Source organism: Virgibacillus siamensis, from assembly GCF_039522605.1.
GTDB classification, from domain to species: domain Bacteria; phylum Bacillota; class Bacilli; order Bacillales; family Amphibacillaceae; genus Lentibacillus; species Lentibacillus siamensis.
On record NZ_BAAADS010000010.1, the window covers coordinates 74,318 to 95,764 of the forward strand.

General features: G+C 40.8%; 22 protein-coding genes and 1 other RNA gene. 20 read left to right on the forward strand and 3 right to left on the reverse strand.

The annotated features are described in order from the left end of the window. Window positions 1–3 precede the first annotated feature (3 nt). The 14 genes from dapB to nth all read left to right on the forward strand — a co-directional run bounded on the left by dapB (window position 4) and on the right by nth (window position 14,343). The gene (dapB, locus tag ABD010_RS07795; RefSeq protein WP_343811820.1) at window positions 4–801 is read left to right on the forward strand and encodes a 4-hydroxy-tetrahydrodipicolinate reductase; all 798 of its coding nucleotides are present in this window, start codon (window positions 4–6) and stop codon (window positions 799–801) included. 12 nt (window positions 802–813) lie between these two features. Then, a complete protein-coding gene (mgsA, locus tag ABD010_RS07800; RefSeq protein ID WP_343811822.1) occupies window positions 814–1,236 on the forward strand; it encodes a methylglyoxal synthase in 423 nt (140 codons plus the stop codon). After that, window positions 1,233–2,357 carry an N-acetyl-alpha-D-glucosaminyl L-malate synthase BshA gene (gene bshA / locus ABD010_RS07805; RefSeq protein WP_343811824.1) on the forward strand — a complete coding sequence of 375 codons (1,125 nt, stop codon included), beginning with the start codon at window positions 1,233–1,235 and terminating at the stop codon, window positions 2,355–2,357. Before mgsA ends, bshA begins: the two co-directional genes overlap by 4 nt. Further along, window positions 2,351–3,562: a CCA tRNA nucleotidyltransferase gene (locus tag ABD010_RS07810; RefSeq protein ID WP_343811826.1), complete on the forward strand. Its 1,212-nt coding sequence runs from the start codon at window positions 2,351–2,353 to the stop codon at window positions 3,560–3,562. The genes bshA and ABD010_RS07810 overlap by 7 nt, the downstream gene beginning before the upstream one ends. Then, entirely contained in the window at window positions 3,529–4,533 is a 1,005-nt protein-coding gene (locus ABD010_RS07815; RefSeq protein ID WP_343811828.1) for a biotin--[acetyl-CoA-carboxylase] ligase, read from the forward strand. The genes ABD010_RS07810 and ABD010_RS07815 overlap by 34 nt, the downstream gene beginning before the upstream one ends. Then, the gene (gene panB, locus ABD010_RS07820) at window positions 4,533–5,372 is read left to right on the forward strand and encodes a 3-methyl-2-oxobutanoate hydroxymethyltransferase (protein WP_343811871.1); all 840 of its coding nucleotides are present in this window, start codon (window positions 4,533–4,535) and stop codon (window positions 5,370–5,372) included. The genes ABD010_RS07815 and panB overlap by 1 nt, the downstream gene beginning before the upstream one ends. Before the next feature lie 5 nt (window positions 5,373–5,377). Continuing rightward, the gene (gene panC, locus ABD010_RS07825; RefSeq protein WP_343811830.1) at window positions 5,378–6,238 is read left to right on the forward strand and encodes a pantoate--beta-alanine ligase; all 861 of its coding nucleotides are present in this window, start codon (window positions 5,378–5,380) and stop codon (window positions 6,236–6,238) included. 55 nt (window positions 6,239–6,293) lie between these two features. Then, complete coding sequence (gene panD / locus ABD010_RS07830; RefSeq protein WP_343811832.1) at window positions 6,294–6,677, forward strand: aspartate 1-decarboxylase; 384 nt, start codon at window positions 6,294–6,296, stop codon at window positions 6,675–6,677. 85 nt (window positions 6,678–6,762) lie between these two features. Continuing rightward, on the forward strand, window positions 6,763–9,570 hold the full coding sequence (gene dinG / locus ABD010_RS07835) for an ATP-dependent DNA helicase DinG (RefSeq protein ID WP_343811834.1): 2,808 nt from the start codon (window positions 6,763–6,765) through the stop codon (window positions 9,568–9,570). A 288-nt stretch (window positions 9,571–9,858) separates the two neighbouring features. Next, window positions 9,859–10,377: a cell wall elongation regulator TseB-like domain-containing protein gene (locus ABD010_RS07840; RefSeq protein ID WP_343811836.1), complete on the forward strand. Its 519-nt coding sequence runs from the start codon at window positions 9,859–9,861 to the stop codon at window positions 10,375–10,377. A 12-nt stretch (window positions 10,378–10,389) separates the two neighbouring features. Beyond that, window positions 10,390–11,574: a pyridoxal phosphate-dependent aminotransferase gene (locus ABD010_RS07845; protein WP_343811838.1), complete on the forward strand. Its 1,185-nt coding sequence runs from the start codon at window positions 10,390–10,392 to the stop codon at window positions 11,572–11,574. An 18-nt stretch (window positions 11,575–11,592) separates the two neighbouring features. Further along, window positions 11,593–12,885, forward strand: coding sequence for an asparagine--tRNA ligase (asnS, locus tag ABD010_RS07850; protein ID WP_343811840.1), 1,293 nt, complete (start codon window positions 11,593–11,595; stop codon window positions 12,883–12,885). Window positions 12,886–12,999: 114 nt separating this feature from the next. Continuing rightward, window positions 13,000–13,686 (forward strand): DnaD domain-containing protein, encoded by a 687-nt coding sequence (locus tag ABD010_RS07855; protein WP_343811842.1) that lies wholly within the window; start codon window positions 13,000–13,002, stop codon window positions 13,684–13,686. Window positions 13,687–13,689: 3 nt separating this feature from the next. Continuing rightward, the gene (nth, locus tag ABD010_RS07860) at window positions 13,690–14,343 is read left to right on the forward strand and encodes an endonuclease III (protein ID WP_343811844.1); all 654 of its coding nucleotides are present in this window, start codon (window positions 13,690–13,692) and stop codon (window positions 14,341–14,343) included. Window positions 14,344–14,434: 91 nt separating this feature from the next. On the opposite strand, the gene ABD010_RS07865 is transcribed toward nth, so the two are convergent. Together ABD010_RS07865 and recU are read right to left on the reverse strand one after the other, a co-directional pair. Beyond that, the gene (locus ABD010_RS07865; RefSeq protein ID WP_343811846.1) at window positions 14,435–17,236 is read right to left on the reverse strand and encodes a PBP1A family penicillin-binding protein; all 2,802 of its coding nucleotides are present in this window, start codon (window positions 17,234–17,236) and stop codon (window positions 14,435–14,437) included. Window positions 17,237–17,327: 91 nt separating this feature from the next. Then, window positions 17,328–17,933, reverse strand: a complete 606-nt coding sequence (recU, locus tag ABD010_RS07870; protein ID WP_343811848.1) for a Holliday junction resolvase RecU — start codon at window positions 17,931–17,933, stop codon at window positions 17,328–17,330. A gap of 95 nt (window positions 17,934–18,028) precedes the next feature. On the opposite strand from recU, the gene ABD010_RS07875 reads away from it, so the two are divergent. Further along, window positions 18,029–18,979 carry a DUF2515 family protein gene (locus ABD010_RS07875; protein ID WP_343811850.1) on the forward strand — a complete coding sequence of 317 codons (951 nt, stop codon included), beginning with the start codon at window positions 18,029–18,031 and terminating at the stop codon, window positions 18,977–18,979. A 57-nt stretch (window positions 18,980–19,036) separates the two neighbouring features. Here ABD010_RS07875 and ABD010_RS18330 read toward each other — a convergent pair whose 3' ends face one another. Next, entirely contained in the window at window positions 19,037–19,141 is a 105-nt protein-coding gene (locus tag ABD010_RS18330) for a spore protein (RefSeq protein ID WP_390351235.1), read from the reverse strand. Window positions 19,142–19,294: 153 nt separating this feature from the next. On the opposite strand from ABD010_RS18330, the gene ABD010_RS07880 reads away from it, so the two are divergent. From ABD010_RS07880 to rnpB, 5 genes are all read left to right on the forward strand, one after another. After that, window positions 19,295–19,534: a hypothetical protein gene (locus ABD010_RS07880; RefSeq protein WP_343811852.1), complete on the forward strand. Its 240-nt coding sequence runs from the start codon at window positions 19,295–19,297 to the stop codon at window positions 19,532–19,534. Between the two features lie 73 nt (window positions 19,535–19,607). Next, window positions 19,608–19,964 carry a DUF1798 family protein gene (locus tag ABD010_RS07885; RefSeq protein WP_343811854.1) on the forward strand — a complete coding sequence of 119 codons (357 nt, stop codon included), beginning with the start codon at window positions 19,608–19,610 and terminating at the stop codon, window positions 19,962–19,964. A gap of 62 nt (window positions 19,965–20,026) precedes the next feature. After that, window positions 20,027–20,431, forward strand: coding sequence for a cytidine deaminase (locus ABD010_RS07890; RefSeq protein WP_343811856.1), 405 nt, complete (start codon window positions 20,027–20,029; stop codon window positions 20,429–20,431). A 155-nt stretch (window positions 20,432–20,586) separates the two neighbouring features. Further along, window positions 20,587–20,886 carry a cell division regulator GpsB gene (gpsB, locus tag ABD010_RS07895; RefSeq protein ID WP_343811858.1) on the forward strand — a complete coding sequence of 100 codons (300 nt, stop codon included), beginning with the start codon at window positions 20,587–20,589 and terminating at the stop codon, window positions 20,884–20,886. A 69-nt stretch (window positions 20,887–20,955) separates the two neighbouring features. Further along, an RNA gene (gene rnpB / locus ABD010_RS07900) (RNase P RNA component class B) lies at window positions 20,956–21,339 on the forward strand. Window positions 21,340–21,447 lie beyond the last annotated feature (108 nt).

Sequence of the window (21,447 nt, forward strand, 5' to 3'; positions counted from 1 at the left end):
TTGATGAGCATTAACATAATTATTGCCGGCCCGCGCGGAAGAATGGGCTCCGAGGCAGTCAATATGGTTCATAACGAGGATAGTTTTGAACTGGTAGCGTGTATCGACCGGAAACATAACGGAATGAGCATGAATGAAATAGATGGTCTTCCCGATATTGATGTACCATTTTATGAAGATCCGGAAGAATGCCTGCAACAGACGGATGCCGATGTACTGATTGACTTAACTATTCCAGAAGCAGGCTTTGTGCATACCAAACTGGCATTGCTGTATGATGTCCGCCCTGTTGTGGGAACATCCGGATTCACACCAGATCAGATTGATGCACTACGGGACCTGTCGAATTCACATGGTACAGGCTGTATTATAGCACCTAACTTTGCTGTCGGTGCAGTGTTGATGATGCGCTTTGCAAAAGAGGCTGCCAAATATTTGCCTGATATTGAAATCATCGAAAAGCATCATGATAAAAAATTAGACGCACCATCCGGAACAGCTGTCAAAACGGCTGATTTGATCAAAGACGCAAGAGAATCAAAACAACAGGGTCATCCGGATGAAAAAGAAACAATGGATGGTGCACGGGGGGCAGATACGGACGGAATTCATATCCACAGTGTACGTCTCCCAGGCTTGGTTGCACATCAGGAAGTGCTTTTCGGCGGACCGGGACAGACGCTTACCATTAAACATGATTCGTATAATCGTGAATCATTTATGGCAGGTGTTAAACTTGCGGTCAATAAAGTGATGAGCATGAACGAGCTGGTGTATGGATTGGATAACATACTTGACTAGGGGGAACGGCAAATGAATATCGCTTTAATTGCCCACGATAAAAAGAAGCGCGATATCATTAATTTCAGTATTGCCTACGAACATATTTTAAAGAATCATCAATTGTTTGCTACTGGTACAACCGGGCAAAAAATATCTGACGAAGCGGGTCTGGACGTTTATCGTTTTCAGTCTGGCCCGATTGGCGGAGATCAGCAAATTGGCGCCAAAATTGCCAGCAATGAAATGGACGTCGTGATCTTTTTAAGAGATCCATTGACAGCACAGCCGCATGAACCTGATGTAAGTGCATTAATGCGGCTGTGTGATGTCCATTTAATTCCGCTTGCAACCAATATTGCTGCAGCGGAGATTGTGATACGCGCATTGGCGAACGGAGATTTTTCATGGAGAGAAATTATCAAACAACGTGAAGAAGAAGGTAAGTATCAATGAAAAAGATAGGAATTACATGTTATCCGACAGTGGGCGGTTCAGGAGTTATCGCCACCGAATTGGGCATGCTGCTGGCGGAACAGGGCAATGAAATTCATTTCATTACCTCAAGCCTGCCATTTCGACTGAACCATGTTAATCCCGCGATTTTTTATCATGAAGTGGAATTGAATCATTATCCGGTTTTTCAATATCCTCCGTTTGACCTTGCGATGGCGAACAAAATGGCGGAAGTTATCGACCAGGAAAAGCTGGATATTCTTCATGTTCACTATGCCATGCCACATGCAATTTGTGCCATTTTGGCAAAGGATATCGCAAAACATGATGTAAAAATTGTTACAACGCTGCATGGCACTGACATCACAGTTCTCGGATATGATCATTCCCTCAAAAAAATGATCAGGCATGGAATCGAAAAGTCAGATGCAGTTACAGCAGTGTCCCAGAGCCTGGTGAATCAAACGAAGGAAATGCTCGGTGTGGAAAAAAACATCCAAGTTATTTATAATTTTGTTAATGAAGATAATTATGTAAAAAGCGAACATCCAAGCATCAAACAGCATTACGGTATAAAAGAAGATGAAAAAGTAATCATTCATATTTCAAATTTCCGCAAAGTGAAACGTGTACAGGATGTTATCTATACATTTGATAAAATCCAGCAACATCTGAAGGCAAAGCTTGTACTGGTTGGCGATGGGCCGGAATACTCGGACGCTGTACAGCTTACGAAACAGCTGGGTATCCAGAATAAAGTGTTGTTTCCCGGTAAACAGAAAAATGTGAGTGATTTACTGTCCATCTCTGACCTGAAACTGCTTTTATCTGAGAAAGAAAGTTTTGGACTTGTGCTTTTGGAAGCAATGTCCTGCGAGGTACCATGTATTGGAACAACAATAGGCGGAATTCCGGAAGTGATTGACCATGGGAATTCCGGTTATCTGGTGGAAGTCGGTGATACACAAGCAGCTGCTGCATATGCGATTAATCTGCTGAGTGATGATGCACTTCTGGAACGCTTCTCCAAAAATGCGCTTGATCGTGCCAGAAGCTGTTTTTCTTCCCTGGATATTGTTAACCAGTACAGCGCACTTTATGACGAAATACTGAAATGGTGAAAACAATGGATCTATCCATTTTTGATGAAGCGAAAGAAATATTGGAGCGACTTGAGTCTTATAACCATAAGGCATATTTTGTCGGTGGCTGTGTACGGGATATGATTCTCGGACGAAAAATAGGTGACATTGATATAGCCACTTCGGCAGCACCTGAATTGGTCCAACAAATATTTGAAAATGTCATACCGGTCGGAATACAGCATGGTACTGTCATTGTCCGACACAACCGTCAGTCATACGAAGTGACGACATTTCGAACAGATGGCAAATATTCAGACCAGCGACATCCTGATTCGGTTACATTCATTCAGTCGATTGACGAGGATTTGCGACGTCGTGACTTTACCATTAATGCATTGGCAATGGATAAAGATGGGGAAATCATTGATTTATTCCGGGGCAGAAAAGACATAGCTGACAGGGTAATCCAGACAGTCGGAAACGGTTATGAGCGTTTTGAGGAGGATCCTCTCCGTATCATCCGGGCGCTCCGGTTTTCCAGTCAGCTGGGATTTACCATAAGTGAGTTAACAATGGCCAATATGAAAAATCTCAAACACGAAATAGAAGGGATTGCCGTTGAACGAATCAAACAGGAATTTGCAAAATTTTTTGCGGGTGAACATGTGCAAAGTGGCATCGCGTATTTAAAAGAAATGCAATTAGACCACTATCTGCCGGTTTTCAGAAATCACCGTGAATTGATTCATGAACTGCCAGACGGGTTGACACCTGTTCCATCGTTTGGAGCCCTTATCGCTTTATTCCATTACCTTGCGCCGCAAATTACCATTCAGGATTGGAGCAGCCAATGGAAATGTTCCAACAAGGAAAAACGTGTGGCGATTGATTTAACGTTGGCACTTCGTCAGTACAATAAAAATGGGCTGGACAGCTGGCTTGTCTATTGTTTACCTGCAGCATGTCATTCTTCCATTGTTGTGTTGATAAATTTATTATTGGACGAGCGTGTTGAATTAAATGATTTTTTGAGGCTGAACAGTAATTTACCGATCCATTCAAGACAAGAATTAGCGATTAATGGACATGACATCAAACAATTATTTCCTAGTCGAAATGGTGGACCCTGGATCAAAAATATACTGAATGCTGTTGAATTTGCCGTAGTTACCGGAAAAGTGGATAATGATAAAAATGACTTAAAGGAATGGATAAAATGGAATCCAACCGCAACAAATTAATTGAGTTGTTATCAGCGAGCAGAGATAAATATGTATCCGGTCAATTCCTTTCCGAAAAGTTGGATATTTCCCGCAGTGCTATTTGGAAACATATGCGGGAACTGGAAAAAGACGGATATAAGATAGAAGGTGTATCACGCAAAGGTTACCGAATCATTAAGTTCCCTGATAAAGTAAGTGAAAACACACTTCAGTGGGGGTTACAAACCCAATGGCTGGGCAAAAAAATTATTCACCGTGAAGCCATTTCCACCACCCAGCAGCTGGCACATAAAACAGCTCAGGAAGGTACTAATAATGGAACAGTTATCATTGCCGACGAACAAACAGAAGGCAAGGGAAGAATGAACCGCCATTGGCATTCATCCAAAGGAAAAGGGGTCTGGATGAGCCTGATTCTTAAACCCGATATTCCGCCTAATCTTGCACCACAGCTGACACTGCTGACTGCAACAGTGCTGGCAGAAGTGTTTTCATCGTATACGAACACAAACCCAAAAATCAAATGGCCGAACGATATTCTCATCGAAGACAGGAAGACAGCGGGTATTTTGACAGAAATGCAGGCGGAACAGGATCAGATTCAATATGTAGTAATTGGAATGGGTATTAATGTGAATACGGCTGCTGAGGAGATACCGGATGATATTAGGAATAAGGCAACTTCATTACGTATGGAGACGGGGGAAAATTGGAATCTGAAGGACCTTATTCAGCGCATTCTCGCTGCATTTGAGACTGGCTATGAAACATACATGACCGATGGATTCCCACCGGTTAAACAAAAATGGGAGCACTATGGGTATAAAATCGGAGAACGGCTATTCATTAAAACATTGCGGAAAGAGTGGTATGCAACGTTTATTGGGATTGGTGAAGATGGTGCATTACTGATTCAGAATGACGATGGAGGGGTTGAAAAGATTTATTCAGCGGAAATTGAATGGTTTAAAGAAAAGGGGGATGTATGATGCTGACAAGAACAGACTTGCAAAAAATGAAAACGGAAAATCGCAAAATTGCAATGATAACTGCCTATGATTTCCCCTCAGCCAAAACGGCTGAAAAAGCAGGGATTGACATGATTTTGGTTGGGGATTCGCTTGGAATGGTTGTACTCGGATATGATTCCACCGTAAAAGTAACGGTTGGTGACATGTCCCACCACGGAAAAGCTGTGCGACGTGGAGCTCCGGACACATTTGTTGTTGTCGATATGCCGTTTATGTCCTATCATGTGTCACAGGAACAAACGATGCAAAATGCGCAAAAACTGATGCAGGAAACAGACGCTCAAGCGGTTAAACTGGAAGGTGCGAATGAGGAAATTCTTCGTGCGACCAGGAAACTTACTGAAGCAGGGATTCCGGTGGTGGCCCATTTAGGATTGACTCCGCAATCCGTTAATGTTCTTGGCGGATTTAAAGTACAAGGGAAGGACAGACAAGCTGGCGAACAGTTGCTCCGTGATGCCAAAAATCTGACAGACAGCGGAGCAGTTGCACTTGTATTGGAGTGTGTTCCGGAAGAACTCGCAGCGATTGTAACCGATGAAATTACAATCCCGACCATCGGAATCGGTGCTGGCCCGGGTTGTGACGGCCAGGTGCTTGTGTACCATGATATAGTAAAATATGGAGTTGACAGACTGCCTAAATTTGTAAAAACCTATGCCGATTTTAATACAATCGGCATAGAAGGTGTGGAAGCCTATATTTCAGATGTCCGGCAGCAAATATTCCCTGCAGCCGAACACACATTTAACATAAAAGACAATCAGTTATTGCCGAAAACCAATAAGAAAGAGTAGATTTTATGCAAATTATACGATCAGTAAAGGAAATGCAGCAGTTGATGCTGGAACTTGGCAAAGAAAACAGGATAGGTTTTGTTGCCACAATGGGCTATTTTCATGAGGGACATATTTCACTTATGAAGGAATCAGTAAAGGAAAACGACAAAACCGTTACAAGTATATTCGTCAACCCATTGCAATTTGGTGCTAACGAGGATCTTGAACGGTATCCCCAAGATCTGGAGAATGACAAAAGAGTGGCAGAGGAAGTGGGAGTGGATATTTTATTTATCCCTGAAGCCACTGATATGTATCCCACAAAAATGACCTTTGAAATAATTGCAAAACAGCGGACAAATGTAATGTGCGGGAAAACCAGACCAGGACATTTCGAGGGAGTTGCCACTGTCCTCATTAAGCTGTTTAATATCGTACGTCCCGATAGAACATATTTCGGCAGTAAAGACGCACAGCAGGCATCCATTGTACAAGCGTTCATTCATGAATTGAATTTTCCCATTGAATTGGTTATATTACCGATTGTCAGGGAAACAGATGGTCTTGCAAAAAGCAGCCGGAATATTAATTTAACCACCCAGGAGCGACAGGAGGCTGTATGGATTCATAAATCACTGGAATATGGCAGACAATTCGTTGTTGACGGTGAATTTATTCCTGCTATGATTGTACAAGAGGTTATAAACATGATTCATGAAAAAACATCCGGAACTGTTGATTATGTGGAGTTATTGAGCTATCCAGAATTAGAGCCGGTCATTAATACCGGCAATCAATTCATTCTGGCTGCAGCAGTACACTTCAGTCAGGCGCGACTGATTGACAACCTTATAATTGACAGTGAAGGAAACAAAACAAGGTAAAGCGAACCTTCAATCAGAGAGGTTCTTTCCCTTGGATAAATTAGGAGGAAACGGCATGTTTCGCACCATGATGAAAGCTAAAATTCATCGTGCCCGTGTTACCGAAGCAAATTTGAACTACGTTGGCAGTATCACGATTGACCAGAATATTCTTGATGAGACCGATATTCTGCCGCACGAAAAGGTGCAAATTGTAAACAATAATAATGGAGCCCGCTTGGAGACCTATGTCATATCCGGTGAAAGAGGGTCCGGAGTTATTTGCTTAAACGGGGCAGCTGCACGGCTTGTCCAAAAAAACGATATTGTTATTATTGTTTCCTATGCACTAGTCGCGAGTGATGAACTTGCAGGCTATAAACCAAAAGTCGCACTAATGGATGAAGAAAACAGAGTCACCAGAATTGTTGAACAGGAGCCTCCATTAACTGCGATATAATTTCAAAATGGTGGCACAACGCTTATCTGTTCATGTGATAAGCAATTTTCAGCTGAAGTGATTTTTAGAGAGACAGGTGGATATAATGGATAGGCGATTTGCGGTGATTGATCTCGAAACAACAGGACACTCACCATCAAAAGGCGACAAAATAATTGAAGTTGGTCTTGTCATTATCGAAAATGATGAAATTACTGATGAATTCTCCACTTTGCTTCATCCGGGAAAAGATATTTCACCTTTTATTACAAAATTGACAGGTATTTCCAATGACGACGTAAAAAAGGCTCCTCGATTCCAGGATAAAGCAGATGAAATTGCTGCACTGCTGCAAAACAGCTATATTATTGCTCATAATGTTCCGTTCGATCTGGGCTTTATTAACGAAGAATTTGCCTTTGCCGGATTGAAAAAACTGCAAAATCCTGTCCTGGATACAGTTGAGTTGTCGCGTATACTTTGTCCAAAAGCTCCCGGGTTCAAATTGGGGCAACTGGCAGAATTTATGAATCTTGATCACCATGACCCACACCGTGCACTTTCAGATGCATTTGTAACGGCTAAATTATTTTTGACCCTTAAGCAAAAACTTTATACACTGCCATATGAGACAGTTACACAACTGTTGCAGCTGTCAAAACAGTTGAAATCCGATTTGGAGGAATTATTATACGATTGTCAGCAGGCATTTGGTATGTCAATTGAACCGGAAGCTGGAATGGACAGTTTCAGAGGGATGGCATTTAGAGCAATCGAGATACCCAAAAAGAAACATTTTGACATCGCAACTGCATTCGGAAATTACTTAGATGATATTTTTGAAGAAGACGGAAGTATGCAAAAACTGATGACACGATATGAAAAGCGTGATGGTCAAAGGGAAATGTCTGAAACGATTTACGACGCTTTTCAATCAAATAATCACGCGTTGATTGAGGCGGAAACCGGAACCGGAAAATCCCTGGCATACTTAATACCTGCTGTGTATGAAGCGGTCCGAACAAACAAGCGAATTGTTATCAGTACATATACGATACAGCTGCAGGCACAGTTGATGGAGGAAGAAATACCTCTGATACGAAAACTGCTACCATTTTCATTTGATGTAGCATTATTGAAAGGAAAACAGCATTATATCAGCCTGGAGAAATTTGAGCGGTCTCTTGCTAATATGCAATCGGATAATTATGATATTACATTGACAAAGTCGATGATTCTTGTATGGTTAACAGAGACCGATACAGGGGATATTGATGAAATACAGCTGCCATCGAGCGGATATTATTTTTACCGGGGGATTTCGAGTGATTCAGAAGGTTTTGCAGATCCGAATTCACCCTGGTTTAGCCGATCCTATTATCAAAAGGCACGGAAAAAAGCCCAGCAGGCAGATATTTTAATTACGAATCATGCCTTACTGAGTACCGACATGTTCAATGAATACCAGTTTTTGCCGTCCTATAATAAAGCCATTATTGACGAGGCACATCATTTGGAAGAGACAGCTTCCAAACATTATGGCCTGAAATTGGATTATGTTTCCATTCAATATATGCTTTCACATATTGGAGCAACAGATGAGGACGGCTGGTTGAATACAACACTTGTTAAATATAGGTTTACAGCCGAATACTTTCCGTTTGAAACCTGGAATGATATCTTCCAGAAAGCAAAACACGAGGCGGATGACATGTTCCGTATGATTTTTCAATATGTTATCGAGCAAAAGCAGAGAGACAGGTCCCTGAGTGATATCGGACGCATCCAGTACCGTTTCCAAACTGATGAGGCGTATTCGTCAAAATGGAATGTTATTTTGGAAATGGTATCAAGGTTTATTTTTTACGTAAGGGATTTAATCCATATGCTTTCACAGCTGGATTACCATGCTTCCGAAATGGATGTCTTTGACAGACATGAAAAAATCAATCTTCAGGAATCCATCGAGTCGCTTCAGTCCATTATCGACAGAATGGAGGAGCTTTTTCTGATGGAAGATGAGCAGGATCCTCAAGTGAAATGGATTGAAATTGAGGCGAAAGGTGCCAAAAACGCTGTCTATTTGTACAGCGAGCCAACAGATATGTCCGAAATACTTGCTGATGAATTTTTCAGTCAGAAGAAGAGCCTGATTCTGACAAGTGCAACCCTGACAATGAAAAATTCATTTACCTTTGTCCAAAACCGTCTTGGTCTTATGCCGGAAGATACGGTTGCAGTAAAAATTGAATCACCTTTTTCATATGAGAATCAGGTGCAGCTGATGATACCAAATGATTTTCCGGATGTTAGACAAGGAAATCAGGATGACTTTATTTATTCCACTTGTGAAGCAATATTATCGCTTGCCGACATTACCCAGGGTAGAATGCTTGTATTGTTTACTTCGTATGATATGCTGCGAAAATCATACTGGCTGCTCAAAGATATGATGAATGCGGAAGATTACATGGTGATTGCACAAGGTATTTCGAGTGGAAGCCGTTCGCGACTTAAAAAGAACTTTCAGTCATTTGATCAGTCCATTTTGCTTGGAACAAGTTCATTCTGGGAGGGTGTTGATATTCCGGGTGAAGATTTATCCTGTCTGATGATTGTCCGGCTTCCTTTCCAGCCGCCAAATCATCCGATATATGAAGCAAAATCACAACGGTTTAAAAATAACGGTAAAAATGCTTTTTTTGAGTTGGCACTGCCCAATGCAGTTATACGTTTCAAACAGGGTTTTGGCCGGCTGATTAGATCTGCCGGTGACCGTGGTATTGTGTTTGTATGTGATGCGCGGATTGTCAAATCGCGCTATGGCAGATTTTTCACACAATCCATTCCCTCCGTGCCAGTAACATATGATTCAACGGAAAAATTAATGGATAAAGCGGAGAAGTGGTTTTAGTAGCTTGTTTAACCCCGCAGTTGACAAAAACGTAACAAAAAAATACTGATGCACTGGTTGATGCATCAGTATAAGCTGGTATGGGAAGGAAAAAATTTGTTGAAATAAATAAATTTAAACACATCAGCTGCAATGCTTGTTATACTGTTTATTGAAGTTCATTTATTTGCAACGTTACTTATAGTTTAGCCAGTGCGTTGGATGCTATAAGTAGCAAAATATGATAAAACAAGAAGCATTTTTAAATGGAGGTAACATGATGGATAATTGGATCATATCGCGTTATACATGAGGAATAGAACTGTCCCGGTCTGGCTTAAATGGACGATCGGTATACTATGCATTATTTTACTTTCTTGTTTTATCTACAGTGTATATTTGTATATTGATGTTCAACAAAACAAGACGGCAGCTTATCCTGATGTAACCAAAAATGTAAAACGCGAAACCGAAATTAGTACTGTCCGGAAAATTGAACAGTATCACGGAGAAAAAGCGTTCTATGTTGTCTATGGACAAACAGGGAATAATCAGAAAAAAATTGTGTTTTATCCATATTCCAAAAAGGACGGAAAAATAAAAGTCATTGACAGATCAAATATTATTCCGGAAAAGTCAATACAGAAAGATTGGAATGCGCAGTGCGGCAATTGCGAACTGGTCGAAATAACACCTGCATTGATTAATGAAAAGGGAGCCTGGGAAGTCACGTTTATAGATGAATCCAATCGCTATGTGATTGATTATTTATCCATATTTGATGGAAAGCAAATCGAGCAAATACGATTAAAACAGATGTTCAAATAGGAAGGGGATTACATGGAATTAGCAAACCGGGTTAAAACATTAACACCATCATCAACTTTGGCGATTACTGCAAAAGCAAAACAGCTGAAAAATGAGGGACATGATGTGATTGCATTGGGAGCAGGGGAGCCTGATTTCAATACGCCACAATTTATTATTGATGCCGCAAATGAAGCAGCACAAAATGGTTTTACAAAATATACGCCTTCTGGAGGAATCCCACAGCTTAAGGAAGCAATCGCAAAGAAATTAGATCGGGACAACGACTTATCCTATTCAACTGACGAAATAATTGTTACGACAGGTGCAAAACATGCATTATATACCTTGTTTCAAGTACTTTTGAATAGGGGTGATGAAGTTATTGTTCCTGCACCATACTGGGTAAGCTACCCGGAACAGGTTAAGCTGGCAGAGGGCAAGCCGGTTGTTGTTAAGGCTGAAGAATCCAATAACTTCAAAATAACTCCAGAACAACTGGAAGCATCCATAACAGATACGACAAAGGCTGTAATTATCAATTCACCAAGCAATCCAACCGGAATGATGTACAGTATGGATGAACTTGAAAAAATAGGAGAAATATGCCTAAAGCATAATTTATTGATTGTATCGGATGAAATATATGAGCAACTAATCTATACGGACGATCAGCATGTGTCGATTGCAGGCATTTCAGAACAGCTGAAAGAACAAACAGTTGTTGTTAATGGTGTCTCCAAGTCCTATTCCATGACAGGATGGCGTATCGGATATGCTGCAGGGCCCAAGGATATCATTAAAGCAATGACGAACCTTGCGTCACATTCAACATCCAATCCTACTTCCATTTCCCAGTATGCTGCACTGGCTGCATATAGCTCTGAGAAAGATCCCGGTGAGGAAATGCGCAGGACCTTCCGTGAACGGCTGGATACATTACATGAGTTGTTAAATGAAATACCTGGCGTCACCTGCCGAAAACCAAAAGGAGCGTTTTATTTATTTCCAAATGTGAAAGAAGCAGTCCGGAAAACCGGATTTGAATCAACGGATGCCTGGGTAACGGCACTTCTGGAGGAAGAAAAGGTTGCACTTGTACCAGGTTCCGGTTTTGGTTTTCCTGACAATGTACGTTTATCCTATGCAATTTCAATTGACTTATTAAAAGAAGCGGCAGAACGGATTAACCGTTTTGTAGTAAATCATCAATCTTAGGCAGTGGAGGTAATTTTTTTGAAAACAACGATATCACAAGCACCTAAATTTCTAGGGCAGGAAGTCACTATAGGGGCATGGCTGGCAAACAAGCGTTCAAGCGGAAAAATAGCTTTTCTTCAGCTACGTGACGGAACAGGATTCATGCAGGGCGTTGTCGCCAAAAATGACGTTTCCGAGGAGACATTTCAGCTTGCCAAAAACATAACCCAGGAATCTTCCATGTACATTACAGGTACTATTGTTGAAGATAAACGGTCCCCATTTGGCTACGAAATGCAGGTAAGTAATATTGAGTTGATTCAGGAAGCAATCGACTATCCGATAACACCAAAAGATCATGGGACAGAATTTTTAATGGATCACCGTCATTTATGGCTTCGTTCAAAAAAGCAGCATGCCGTTATGAAAGTGCGAAATGAAATTATTCGGGCAACTTATCAATATTTCAATGAGAATGACTATGTTAAAGTGGATCCGCCCATTTTGACCGGTTCTTCTGCCGAGGGGACTACCGAATTGTTTCATACCAAATATTTTGATGAGGAAGCCTATTTATCACAGAGCGGTCAGCTGTATATGGAAGCAGCGGCAATGGCTCTCGGAAAAGTTTTCTCATTCGGACCAACGTTCCGTGCCGAGAAATCAAAAACGAGACGGCATCTGATTGAGTTTTGGATGATTGAACCTGAAATGGCGTTTATGGATCATGATGAAAGTCTGGAAGTTCAGGAGCAGTACGTAAGCTTTGTTGTTCAATCTGTATTAGAAAACTGTCGTCTTGAATTAGATACGCTTGAAAGGGATACATCAACATTGGAAAACGTTAAGGCGCCGTTTCCGAGAATCAGTTATGATGATGCTGTGACATTACTGCAGGAAAAAGGATTTGACGACATTCAATGGGGCGAGGATTTCGGTGCACCACATGAAACGGCTATTGCGGAGCATTATGATAAGCCAGTGTTTATTACGAATTATCCTGCTGACATTAAAGCTTTCTACATGAAACCTGATCCGAATCGTCCGGAAGTTGTTCTATGTGCCGATCTGATTGCCCCGGAAGGGTACGGTGAAGTCATCGGCGGCTCACAGCGCATTGATGATCTGGACCTAATGAAACAGCGCTACGAAGAGCACAATCTAACCAGTGATGCATATAAATGGTATCTGGAACTACGGCAATATGGCAGTGTTCCACACTCCGGATTTGGTCTTGGACTCGAACGGACGGTGGCATGGCTGTCAGGTGTCGAACATGTCAGAGAAACCATTCCATTCCCAAGGTTATTAAACAGACTTTATCCATAACTTGAAAATCCCTTGCTCCTGAAAAGCAGGGGATTTTATTGATTAAAGCTAAACCTGAATAATTAAAACCTGCCCCTGTGGTTTTAATGTTATACTATTTACGAGGTGTTTTAATTGAAAAAGTCCATTTCATTTCAGGATATATTACTAAATCAACTACAGGTTCCGATAAGATTGCTCGAATCATACAAATCCTTAAACCTTAACGAAAAAGAGGTTATGGTAATTCTTCATATATACCGCTTTTTGAATGAAAATAATGACTTCCCGACACCTGGTGATTTAGCTTATTATCTGTCATTTGGTGAAAAAGAGTGTTCAGATATACTGCGTAAACTCATTCAACGAAATTTAATTTCAATTGAGCAAACCGAAAATGAATCGCATCAGATAAGCGAGGCATACAGCTTAAATCCGTTATGGAATAAATTATTTGAGGAAGAAGTAGAAGAAAAGGTTGAAAAAACGGAAGATGGCACTATTTTTGTCCTGTTTGAGCAGGAATTCGGCAGACCACTGTCTCCTTTTGAAATTGAAATGATTAATGTTTGGCTTGATGAGGATAATATTTTACCATCCTTAATCAAAGCGGCTCTAAGGGAGTCTGTCCTAATGGGGAAATTAAACTTTAAATACATTGACCGGATCCTTCGCGATTGGAAGAAGAAAGGGATTCATTCGGTAGATCAGGCCCGGGAAGCAAGTAAACAGTTCCATAATAATCAAGGAAGCAAACAGTCTGCACCTAGCAAGAAACGCGATACATCGTTTTACTACAACTGGCTGGAAGAGGGGGAGTAAGGAATGTTGAACAAATCCCAGGTTGAATACTGCCTGGATGTAATGAAAGAAATGTTTCCTGAAGCACAATGCGAACTTAGACATGAAAATCCTTTTGAATTGGTGATTGCTGTGCTGCTGTCAGCTCAATGTACCGATGTATTAGTCAATAAGGTTACAGAGGAGCTGTTTAAAAAATACAAAACCCCGGAAGACTACCTGGCAGTATCACTTGAAGAACTACAGCAAGATATTCGGTCTATCGGGTTATATCGGAACAAGGCAAAGAATATCCGGAAACTGTGCCAAATGCTGCTCGATGAATATGGCGGGGAGGTACCGGATACCAAGGAAGAACTAATGAAACTGGCTGGCGTCGGCCGAAAAACTGCCAATGTTGTTGCATCAGTTGCATTTAGGGAACCAGCAATAGCAGTGGATACTCATGTAGAACGTGTCTCCAAGCGGCTGGCAATTTGCCGCTGGAAAGATTCGGTTCTTGAAGTAGAGCAGACGCTGATGCGAAAAGTACCGAAAGACGAATGGGCAGATACACACCACCGGATGATTTTCTTTGGACGTTACCATTGTAAAGCAAGAAATCCAGAATGTCCGGAATGTCCACTTCTCGATTTATGCAGGGAGGGACAGAAACGAATCAAAAAGCTAAAAACTTGATTGTCATAAACCTCATGCATTGAGTAAGAAAGCTTTATACTTATCTGCAAAAAAAGAGAGACAGCTGAACTGGCTGTCTCTCTTTTTAAAATTAGGCGGCTTCATCAGAGTCATTTTCACTTTCATTTTCGGCACCGTTGTCATTTCCATTTCCGTTATTATCTTCATTACCATTATCACCATCCTGGTTTCCGGTACCTTCATCATTTCCCTGGTCGGTAGGTATGGTGAACTGAGCAGAACCGGGACTGCCTTGTTGCCCTTGATTACTTCCATTTTTGCCAACAGGCGTAACGGAAACTGTATACGTTTTACCTGGATGCGGAAATTCAAGGAAATATGACGCATTTGTTGATGAAACCTGCTGAGACGAAATTCCCTGGATAACCACTTTATAAGTTGCTGGCGGTCCTGAATAATCCCAACTCATAGAGACTTTTTTATTTCCGGGATTGAATGATGCATTGACACTGGAAACCTGCATGGCTTCTGTGCCATTATTATCTTGTTCTTCTTCTTCATCCTGCTCTTCCTCATCCTGTTTGCCGGATGCTTTTACCGTTACAGTGGAAGGTTCGCTGCTGCTTGCACTTGAATCCTCACTTACGGCTGTTACTTGTATCTTATAGGTTGCATTCGGCTCAACATTTGAAATCTCAAGTGATGTGTCGTCAGTGGATGAAAGTCCCTGCATGGAACCACCATTAACACTTGCTTTCACATCAAAGGAAACATTGTCATCGGAACTGTAGTCCCATGTCACCTTAATTGATTTTGCTTTTTTATCAAATGTTGCTTTCAGGCTTTCAACAGGATCCAACTGATCAAATTTCTCGGATGTTGAAGTTGGTTCATTACCTTTGACAAACAGTTCCTTCACAATTTCAGATGATGGTGTGTAATCACTCGGAAGTTTCGCTGGTCTGGATCCTTCTTCAACAGGCTTTTCGACCACGGAATCCGGTTTTTCAAAATCGGGTGTTTCGATACCTTGTGATATTTCCATCATCGTGTTCTTAAATAATGCATGTGGAATTTTTGTATCCGGTAGTATCGCTTTTTGGTAATCATATCCTGTCCAGGCTGAAATGGTATATTTTGTTGTATAACCAGTGAACCAGGAATCGGGACTTCCTTCCTTATTCTCCAGATTAGTTGTTCCTGTTTTACCGGCAACAGGTAAACCTGAAATGTCAGCCAATTGACCGGTTCCTTCTGAAATGGCTGTCTTCAACATGTCTGTCATCATGTATGCAGTATAGTCGGACATAACTGCTTTCGATTCCGGTTTCAGATTGATTGTTTTGCCTGTATCCGGAAACTCCACTTTTGTAACTGCATACGGCTCATTATAAATTCCACCATTTGCAAATGCACGGTACGCTCCGGCAAGTTCCATCGGATTTGTTCCTGTTTCTGATCCGCCAATTGCATCGGTCAGCGCAATTTGATCATTTGCAAATTCAATGCCAAGATTCTCCGCAAATTTTTGGGCGGTTCCGTATCCAATTTCAGCCAGCGTCTTAACTGCTGGAACATTCAGAGACTCCCTCAGTGCAAACCGCATGGAAACCCAGTCATAATAGTGACCGCCATTGACCCATGTATGGATTTCCTGATCGGACCCTTTAATTTCATACGGGCCGTCATCATTTAACTGATGATATGTTGACCATTGTTTGTTCTCAATGGCAGGGCCATAGGAAATAATCGGTTTAAATGTCGAGCCGGGCTGCCGGTTTATATCCGTTGCATAGTTCATTCCGTGCGTATAATTGCGTCCGCCGCCAATTGCTCTGATTGCACCCGATTGTGTATCCAGAACTACCATGCCGGCTCTCATGTCCACTTCCTTTGTTTCATTATCCACTTCAATTGTTTGTGGTTCAGGGTAATCGATAGGATTATTTTCATTCTCAGATAACAGAAATTGTACGTGCTCCTGAACATCGGTATCAATTGTTGTATAAATCTTTAAACCATCCGTATAAATATTGGCACCTTCCACTTTGTTTTTCACTTCTTTTCGAACCCGATCAAGAAAAGCAAGGTATTTATTATTCTCTTCCTCTGATTTCGACAGAAGTGATTTAATTTTAACATCACTTGCTTTCTCTGCCTGCTTTTCTGAAATTTTGCCATGCTGAACCATCAGGCTGAGAACCGTGTTCATCCGATCTTTCATCAGTTCGGGATTTTCATAAGGATTATATGCAGATGGCCGTTGCGGCAACCCAGCCAGAATTGCTGCTTCAGGCAAAGTCAGCTTGCTCAAATCCGTTTTTCCGAAGTATACTTCAGCCGCTTTGCCGACGCCATAAGCACCACTGCCGTAATATACCTTATTTAAATACATTTCGAGTATCTGCTTTTTGCTGTACTCTTGTTCCAGTTGCAATGCAAGCCACATTTCCTGTACTTTAAGACTGATTTTCTTTTCATGGCTCAAAAATGATTTTTCCACCAGCTGTTGGGTAATGGTACTTGCACCTTCAGAACCGAAACCATTTGTAACGTTGGCTATAACCGCTCCGCCAATCCGCCAGACATCAATACCCGGATGTTCAAAGAAACGAGAATCTTCCGTAGCAGTTACTGCATCAATCAGTACGTCGGGAAGTTCTTCGTATTCCACTTTCGTGCGTGCTTTATTTCCTAAATCAGCAATCAAATCGCCATCTTTATCATAGATTTTGGACGGAAACGGTGTTTTCAGTTTGGAAGCATCTATTTCCGGGGCTGTAGCAATATAATAAGAAAATAACCCCGCGACACCTAGTCCAATAACTAAACAAGCGATTAATGCAATCAGGAAAATTCGCTTCCATATTGGTTTCTTTTTTGATTTTTTCTGTTTTCGTCTTGCTGTACGAGACTGGCCGTTATCTGCCATAACTCATCTTCCTCCAATCCATTTAAAAAACTAAGTGTGCCGCCAAATGTTTATGGCGAAATCCTCAGTTGCACCCGAACAGTACGAGGTCTTAATCTTGTTTACTCGAAAAATAATAGTGATCAATGACAGCTAAATAATTTATCCTGGCTTGGAAATGAAATGGAATCAAAAACCCCTCCTGTTTGATCCGTTCATATGAAATGGATTTTTTTCCACCATTATTTTTTGCATCCCAATAAGGGAACAATTTGGCAGCAGGCAAAAAGTAAGATTCATTGTATACTGCAAACCGGATAATTAAAAAACAGATTCCACCATGTTCAACAATTGATTTCATATGCGTAATCTGGTGTTCATGTATATTTGCTAAAGGAAAACGTGTTTTGTTTTTTGTTTCCTTTGCTTCAAAATCGATGTATTTGTTTCGATAAAGACCATTATAGTCCGTTGTCGATGGCTGCTTAAAATATCCCTCGGTTATGACTGCTGCACTTCGTTTCGGGTAATGCACCTTCACGATTTGAACCGGGGTAGGTTTTTTATGAATAATTGCTTTCTCCGCAGCCAAATAATAAGTATTGGTTACATTGATATCTTCCTCCAATGTCATCCCACGATTACTGTAACCATTATTTTCCCGCGTGTTTGGCATTGGCTGTCTGTTGTTCTTTCCGGTTCCATTTGGATACCTCAACTTCATTCCCCCCGGCATATTACAGTATCATATCAAAAATTGGTATGATTGGTAACCATTAACTTCTTACAAAAGTGTGAAAGCAGGTAATTCCCATGCGATTTGTTTCAAAAAATACCCATTATCTACATTATATAACAAAAAAAACAAAGGAACATAATTCGGATAACATTTCCCGTACAAAAGCGTATCAAAACTTTTATAAGCTTTTTCCCGACATAAAATGGGCATTTGTTGCAAGCATCGTATCAAGAAATGCCGGATGGAATATGACGGATTTGTTTCTTTCGCCGTTTCATGAAATTTCAGGAAAAAAAGAACGGAACCAATTGTTTATGACCTATGAACGGGCTAACTGGCTGATTTTTTCAGATGCATATCCGCAACTATTGATTTATCAGCTGTCATTACAGATAAACATGCCAATGTTTCATATGCTGCCAGCGTTTCACGTATCGCAATACATGGTTGATGAGTGGCAGCGGTATTGGAAATATGGAGACAGGGAACGGATCTTGCTGGCATTAATCATCAATGAACAAAATGTTATTCAGCAGCCAGTAATAAAACAGTCGTATTTCAAGTATAAAATATTTTTTCGACTGCCATACCTGCTTCAGGATATTTTATTGTTAAACGCAATTATAATCCCTGCATCGAACAATAAGCTTTATGGTGTAAATGTACATGATTTTACAAAATTAACGAACAGAATTTCATTAGGAAAAAAAATAGCTTCGATAATTTTTAAGCCTTCTGTCTATTCATCCATTTACCATTTTGCGGAAAGTAATGAACATACCGGTTCAAGAAGGGATTATGAGAAGTATTTCACCAAGCCGATAGAAAAAGCCCCCATTTTACGTACGGTATATCCAGTTATCTCACATCAGGATATAATTCGAAATGACTGGTACAAAAAAGGGGGCATCAAGAAAAAATGGCTGAAAAATGTCACCGCTGACTTGAATCATGATATCAGCAGCTCTTTTTACAAAAAAAGAAAGATGTTTTATGCCTATTCCAAAGTTAGAAAGATATTGTAACAAAAACCTGGCTTATTCTATTATCAGCCAGGTTTTTTCGAGGGAGCTTCCGCGTTTCTAGGTTGATGGGCGATTAGGTCCGTCCAATTTTTTATTGCCCATGTCGGTTGGCTTGCGTTTCGGTTTTCGTTCGTTTCGCTGATCAGGCCGTTTCTTTTCCATCTTCTCAGCACCTCCTTCCATGTTTAGTTTGTCTCATGCCCTTTGAATTTACACTAGTTTTGTTTCATTTCTTCTAGTTTTGTCGAACAGGAAGGGAACGGAGTGTTTATGTGGAATACGAGTAGCAACCAACTAAAAGTGAGGGTGAATAAAATGGCAGTTGAAAATTTGGAAAAGCAGACATTTGCCGATGCCATTTCAGGATTAACTGATCAGATACGGATCATGGAACAAAAGTATACGTTAAAAGTGGATGACACCATATTGCAGACTTTCCATGAGCAGCAAAAAAGAATAAACCGAACAAGATCCTCCATGAAAAAACTGGCAAAACAAAAACCGGAGATCAAACTTTCTGCCCCGAATTTCAAAGTGCGAAAAAAATTATCGTAATTGCTGATTATTTTATGGTCTGATGGTAAAATGAATCTGTATCATTAAATTGTAAAAAGGTCGGATCATTTCTATGAATCTTAAACTACAAACGGAACAGCTTAGGCAGCATTTACAGCAATTAAAAAATAATTATGAAGAAAATGACCCTCCGGAAGATCGCAGGGACAAAGAATTTTTTCTGATGGTCAAATCACAAACCGAACCAATTTATCAAATGCTGGATCATTGGGAAGAAGAAGCACTTGCCATGGTTCAGGAACGAAAGGTTTCTTTACACCCACATCAGGTCACATCAACGAAGGAAAACATGGGACTCCTGTTAATGCACAGTTATTACATTGATGTGAAACGAAAACGGTATATGGAGCTCAATCATTCGGTGAATTTCATTTTTGACCAGCTTATCAATGACCTGCATGACGGATAACATGCTTTACACAGGGGTTGTTATCTTATATAATAACTGTCCAATGTGAAAGGGGTGCAGTTATGAATAAAGATGCCTTAATGAAAGAAGCTGTCAACATCATGGAGAAGGCTTACGTACCATACTCCGAGTTTCCGGTTGGTGCGGCACTGCTTACAAAATCAGGTAAGGTTTATACAGGCTGCAATATTGAAAATGCTGCATATCCTGTCAGCTGCTGTGCGGAAAGGGTGGCGATTTTCAAAGCCATTTCCGATGGTGAATACCATTTCACCAAACTGGCAGTAGCCGCTGATACGAAAAGACCTGTCCCGCCATGCGGATCCTGTCGCCAGGTAATGAGTGAGTTTTTTGATGCCGACACTGAAATCCATCTCACAAATCTGAGTAACGATATCAAATCCATTTCGATGGAAGCGTTACTTCCTTTCTCTTTTAATCAGGAGGATTTAAATGAAACGAGATAAAAGAAGCAGGTTTTTGGCTTCTTTTTTTTATGCCTTATAAGACAAGAGAGACCATTAATGTTATACTATAAAAAAGTGATGCACGCATAAATAAAGTGCCTGAAAATACAATTGATATTGATTGATAATTTGGAAAAAATATGAGGTGACTCAAAATGAATGCAAATCGAATACAGCTGAGTGGTAAAGATATTTTGGAAAAGGAATTTAAAACTGCAATCCGTGGTTATCATCAGGAAGAAGTAGATGAATTTCTTGATACGGTTATTCAGGATTATGAAGCGTATCAACAGGAAATTGACAAGCTGAAACAGGAGAATGAGCGGTTGCGTAAACAATCCGATCAGACAAGAACCAGGACCGCAGCACCGAATCACCAGGTTAATTATGATGTTATCAAACGATTGTCAAACCTTGAAAAAGCGGTGTTTGGCAAAAAGTACGCAGATTCTTAATGGAATAACTGTTTTTACCAATGCGAGATAACGTTTTATATGCTATAATAATTGGGAGACAAAAGCTGAATGCCTGCGTAATCGCTGTATGCAGTTTTATGCATGCAGAGGAAAGTCCATGCTCACACTGGCTGCGATGCCTGTAGTGATCGTGCCTGACGAAATCATAAGTCAGGGTAACCGTTATGGTTAACGGCAGTGAAAAATCCTAAATCCAATGTGATATGGATGAATACACTTGAAAGTGCCACAGTGACGAAGCTGGAGGGGAAACTTTCCGGGTGGAACGGGGTAAACCCCACGAGTGAGCAACCCAAATAATGGTAGGGGCATCCTTAAATAGGGAAATGAACCGAAAAAGGGACAAGCATTGCTTGTAGATAGATGATTACGACCAATGTACAAGGCTGACCACCGCTGGAAGTACAACGGTACAGAACATGGCTTACCAGGTATTCACAGGTCTGCTCTTTACAATGCAGGACTGATACGTTCTGATTTTATATGCGCTAATACGGATAAACCTTTCTGATTGCATGCTTGCTGTTGGAAAGGTTTTTT

What these genes read in the sequence shown, in the direction of transcription:
- dapB (WP_343811820.1), top strand. Translation starts at nt 4, where the DNA reads ATGAGCATTAACATAATTATTGCCGGCCCGCGCGGAAGAATGGGCTCC.
- mgsA (WP_343811822.1), top strand. Translation starts at nt 814, where the DNA reads ATGAATATCGCTTTAATTGCCCACGATAAAAAGAAGCGCGATATCATT.
- bshA (WP_343811824.1), top strand. Translation starts at nt 1,233, where the DNA reads ATGAAAAAGATAGGAATTACATGTTATCCGACAGTGGGCGGTTCAGGA.
- ABD010_RS07810 (WP_343811826.1), top strand. Translation starts at nt 2,351, where the DNA reads ATGGTGAAAACAATGGATCTATCCATTTTTGATGAAGCGAAAGAAATA.
- ABD010_RS07815 (WP_343811828.1), top strand. Translation starts at nt 3,529, where the DNA reads ATGGATAAAATGGAATCCAACCGCAACAAATTAATTGAGTTGTTATCA.
- panB (WP_343811871.1), top strand. Translation starts at nt 4,533, where the DNA reads ATGCTGACAAGAACAGACTTGCAAAAAATGAAAACGGAAAATCGCAAA.
- panC (WP_343811830.1), top strand. Translation starts at nt 5,378, where the DNA reads ATGCAAATTATACGATCAGTAAAGGAAATGCAGCAGTTGATGCTGGAA.
- panD (WP_343811832.1), top strand. Translation starts at nt 6,294, where the DNA reads ATGTTTCGCACCATGATGAAAGCTAAAATTCATCGTGCCCGTGTTACC.
- dinG (WP_343811834.1), top strand. Translation starts at nt 6,763, where the DNA reads ATGGATAGGCGATTTGCGGTGATTGATCTCGAAACAACAGGACACTCA.
- ABD010_RS07840 (WP_343811836.1), top strand. Translation starts at nt 9,859, where the DNA reads ATGAGGAATAGAACTGTCCCGGTCTGGCTTAAATGGACGATCGGTATA.
- ABD010_RS07845 (WP_343811838.1), top strand. Translation starts at nt 10,390, where the DNA reads ATGGAATTAGCAAACCGGGTTAAAACATTAACACCATCATCAACTTTG.
- nth (WP_343811844.1), top strand. Translation starts at nt 13,690, where the DNA reads ATGTTGAACAAATCCCAGGTTGAATACTGCCTGGATGTAATGAAAGAA.
- ABD010_RS07865 (WP_343811846.1), bottom strand. Translation starts at nt 17,236, where the DNA reads ATGGCAGATAACGGCCAGTCTCGTACAGCAAGACGAAAACAGAAAAAA.
- ABD010_RS07875 (WP_343811850.1), top strand. Translation starts at nt 18,029, where the DNA reads ATGCGATTTGTTTCAAAAAATACCCATTATCTACATTATATAACAAAA.
- ABD010_RS18330 (WP_390351235.1), bottom strand. Translation starts at nt 19,141, where the DNA reads ATGGAAAAGAAACGGCCTGATCAGCGAAACGAACGAAAACCGAAACGC.
- ABD010_RS07880 (WP_343811852.1), top strand. Translation starts at nt 19,295, where the DNA reads ATGGCAGTTGAAAATTTGGAAAAGCAGACATTTGCCGATGCCATTTCA.
- ABD010_RS07885 (WP_343811854.1), top strand. Translation starts at nt 19,608, where the DNA reads ATGAATCTTAAACTACAAACGGAACAGCTTAGGCAGCATTTACAGCAA.
- ABD010_RS07890 (WP_343811856.1), top strand. Translation starts at nt 20,027, where the DNA reads ATGAATAAAGATGCCTTAATGAAAGAAGCTGTCAACATCATGGAGAAG.
- gpsB (WP_343811858.1), top strand. Translation starts at nt 20,587, where the DNA reads ATGAATGCAAATCGAATACAGCTGAGTGGTAAAGATATTTTGGAAAAG.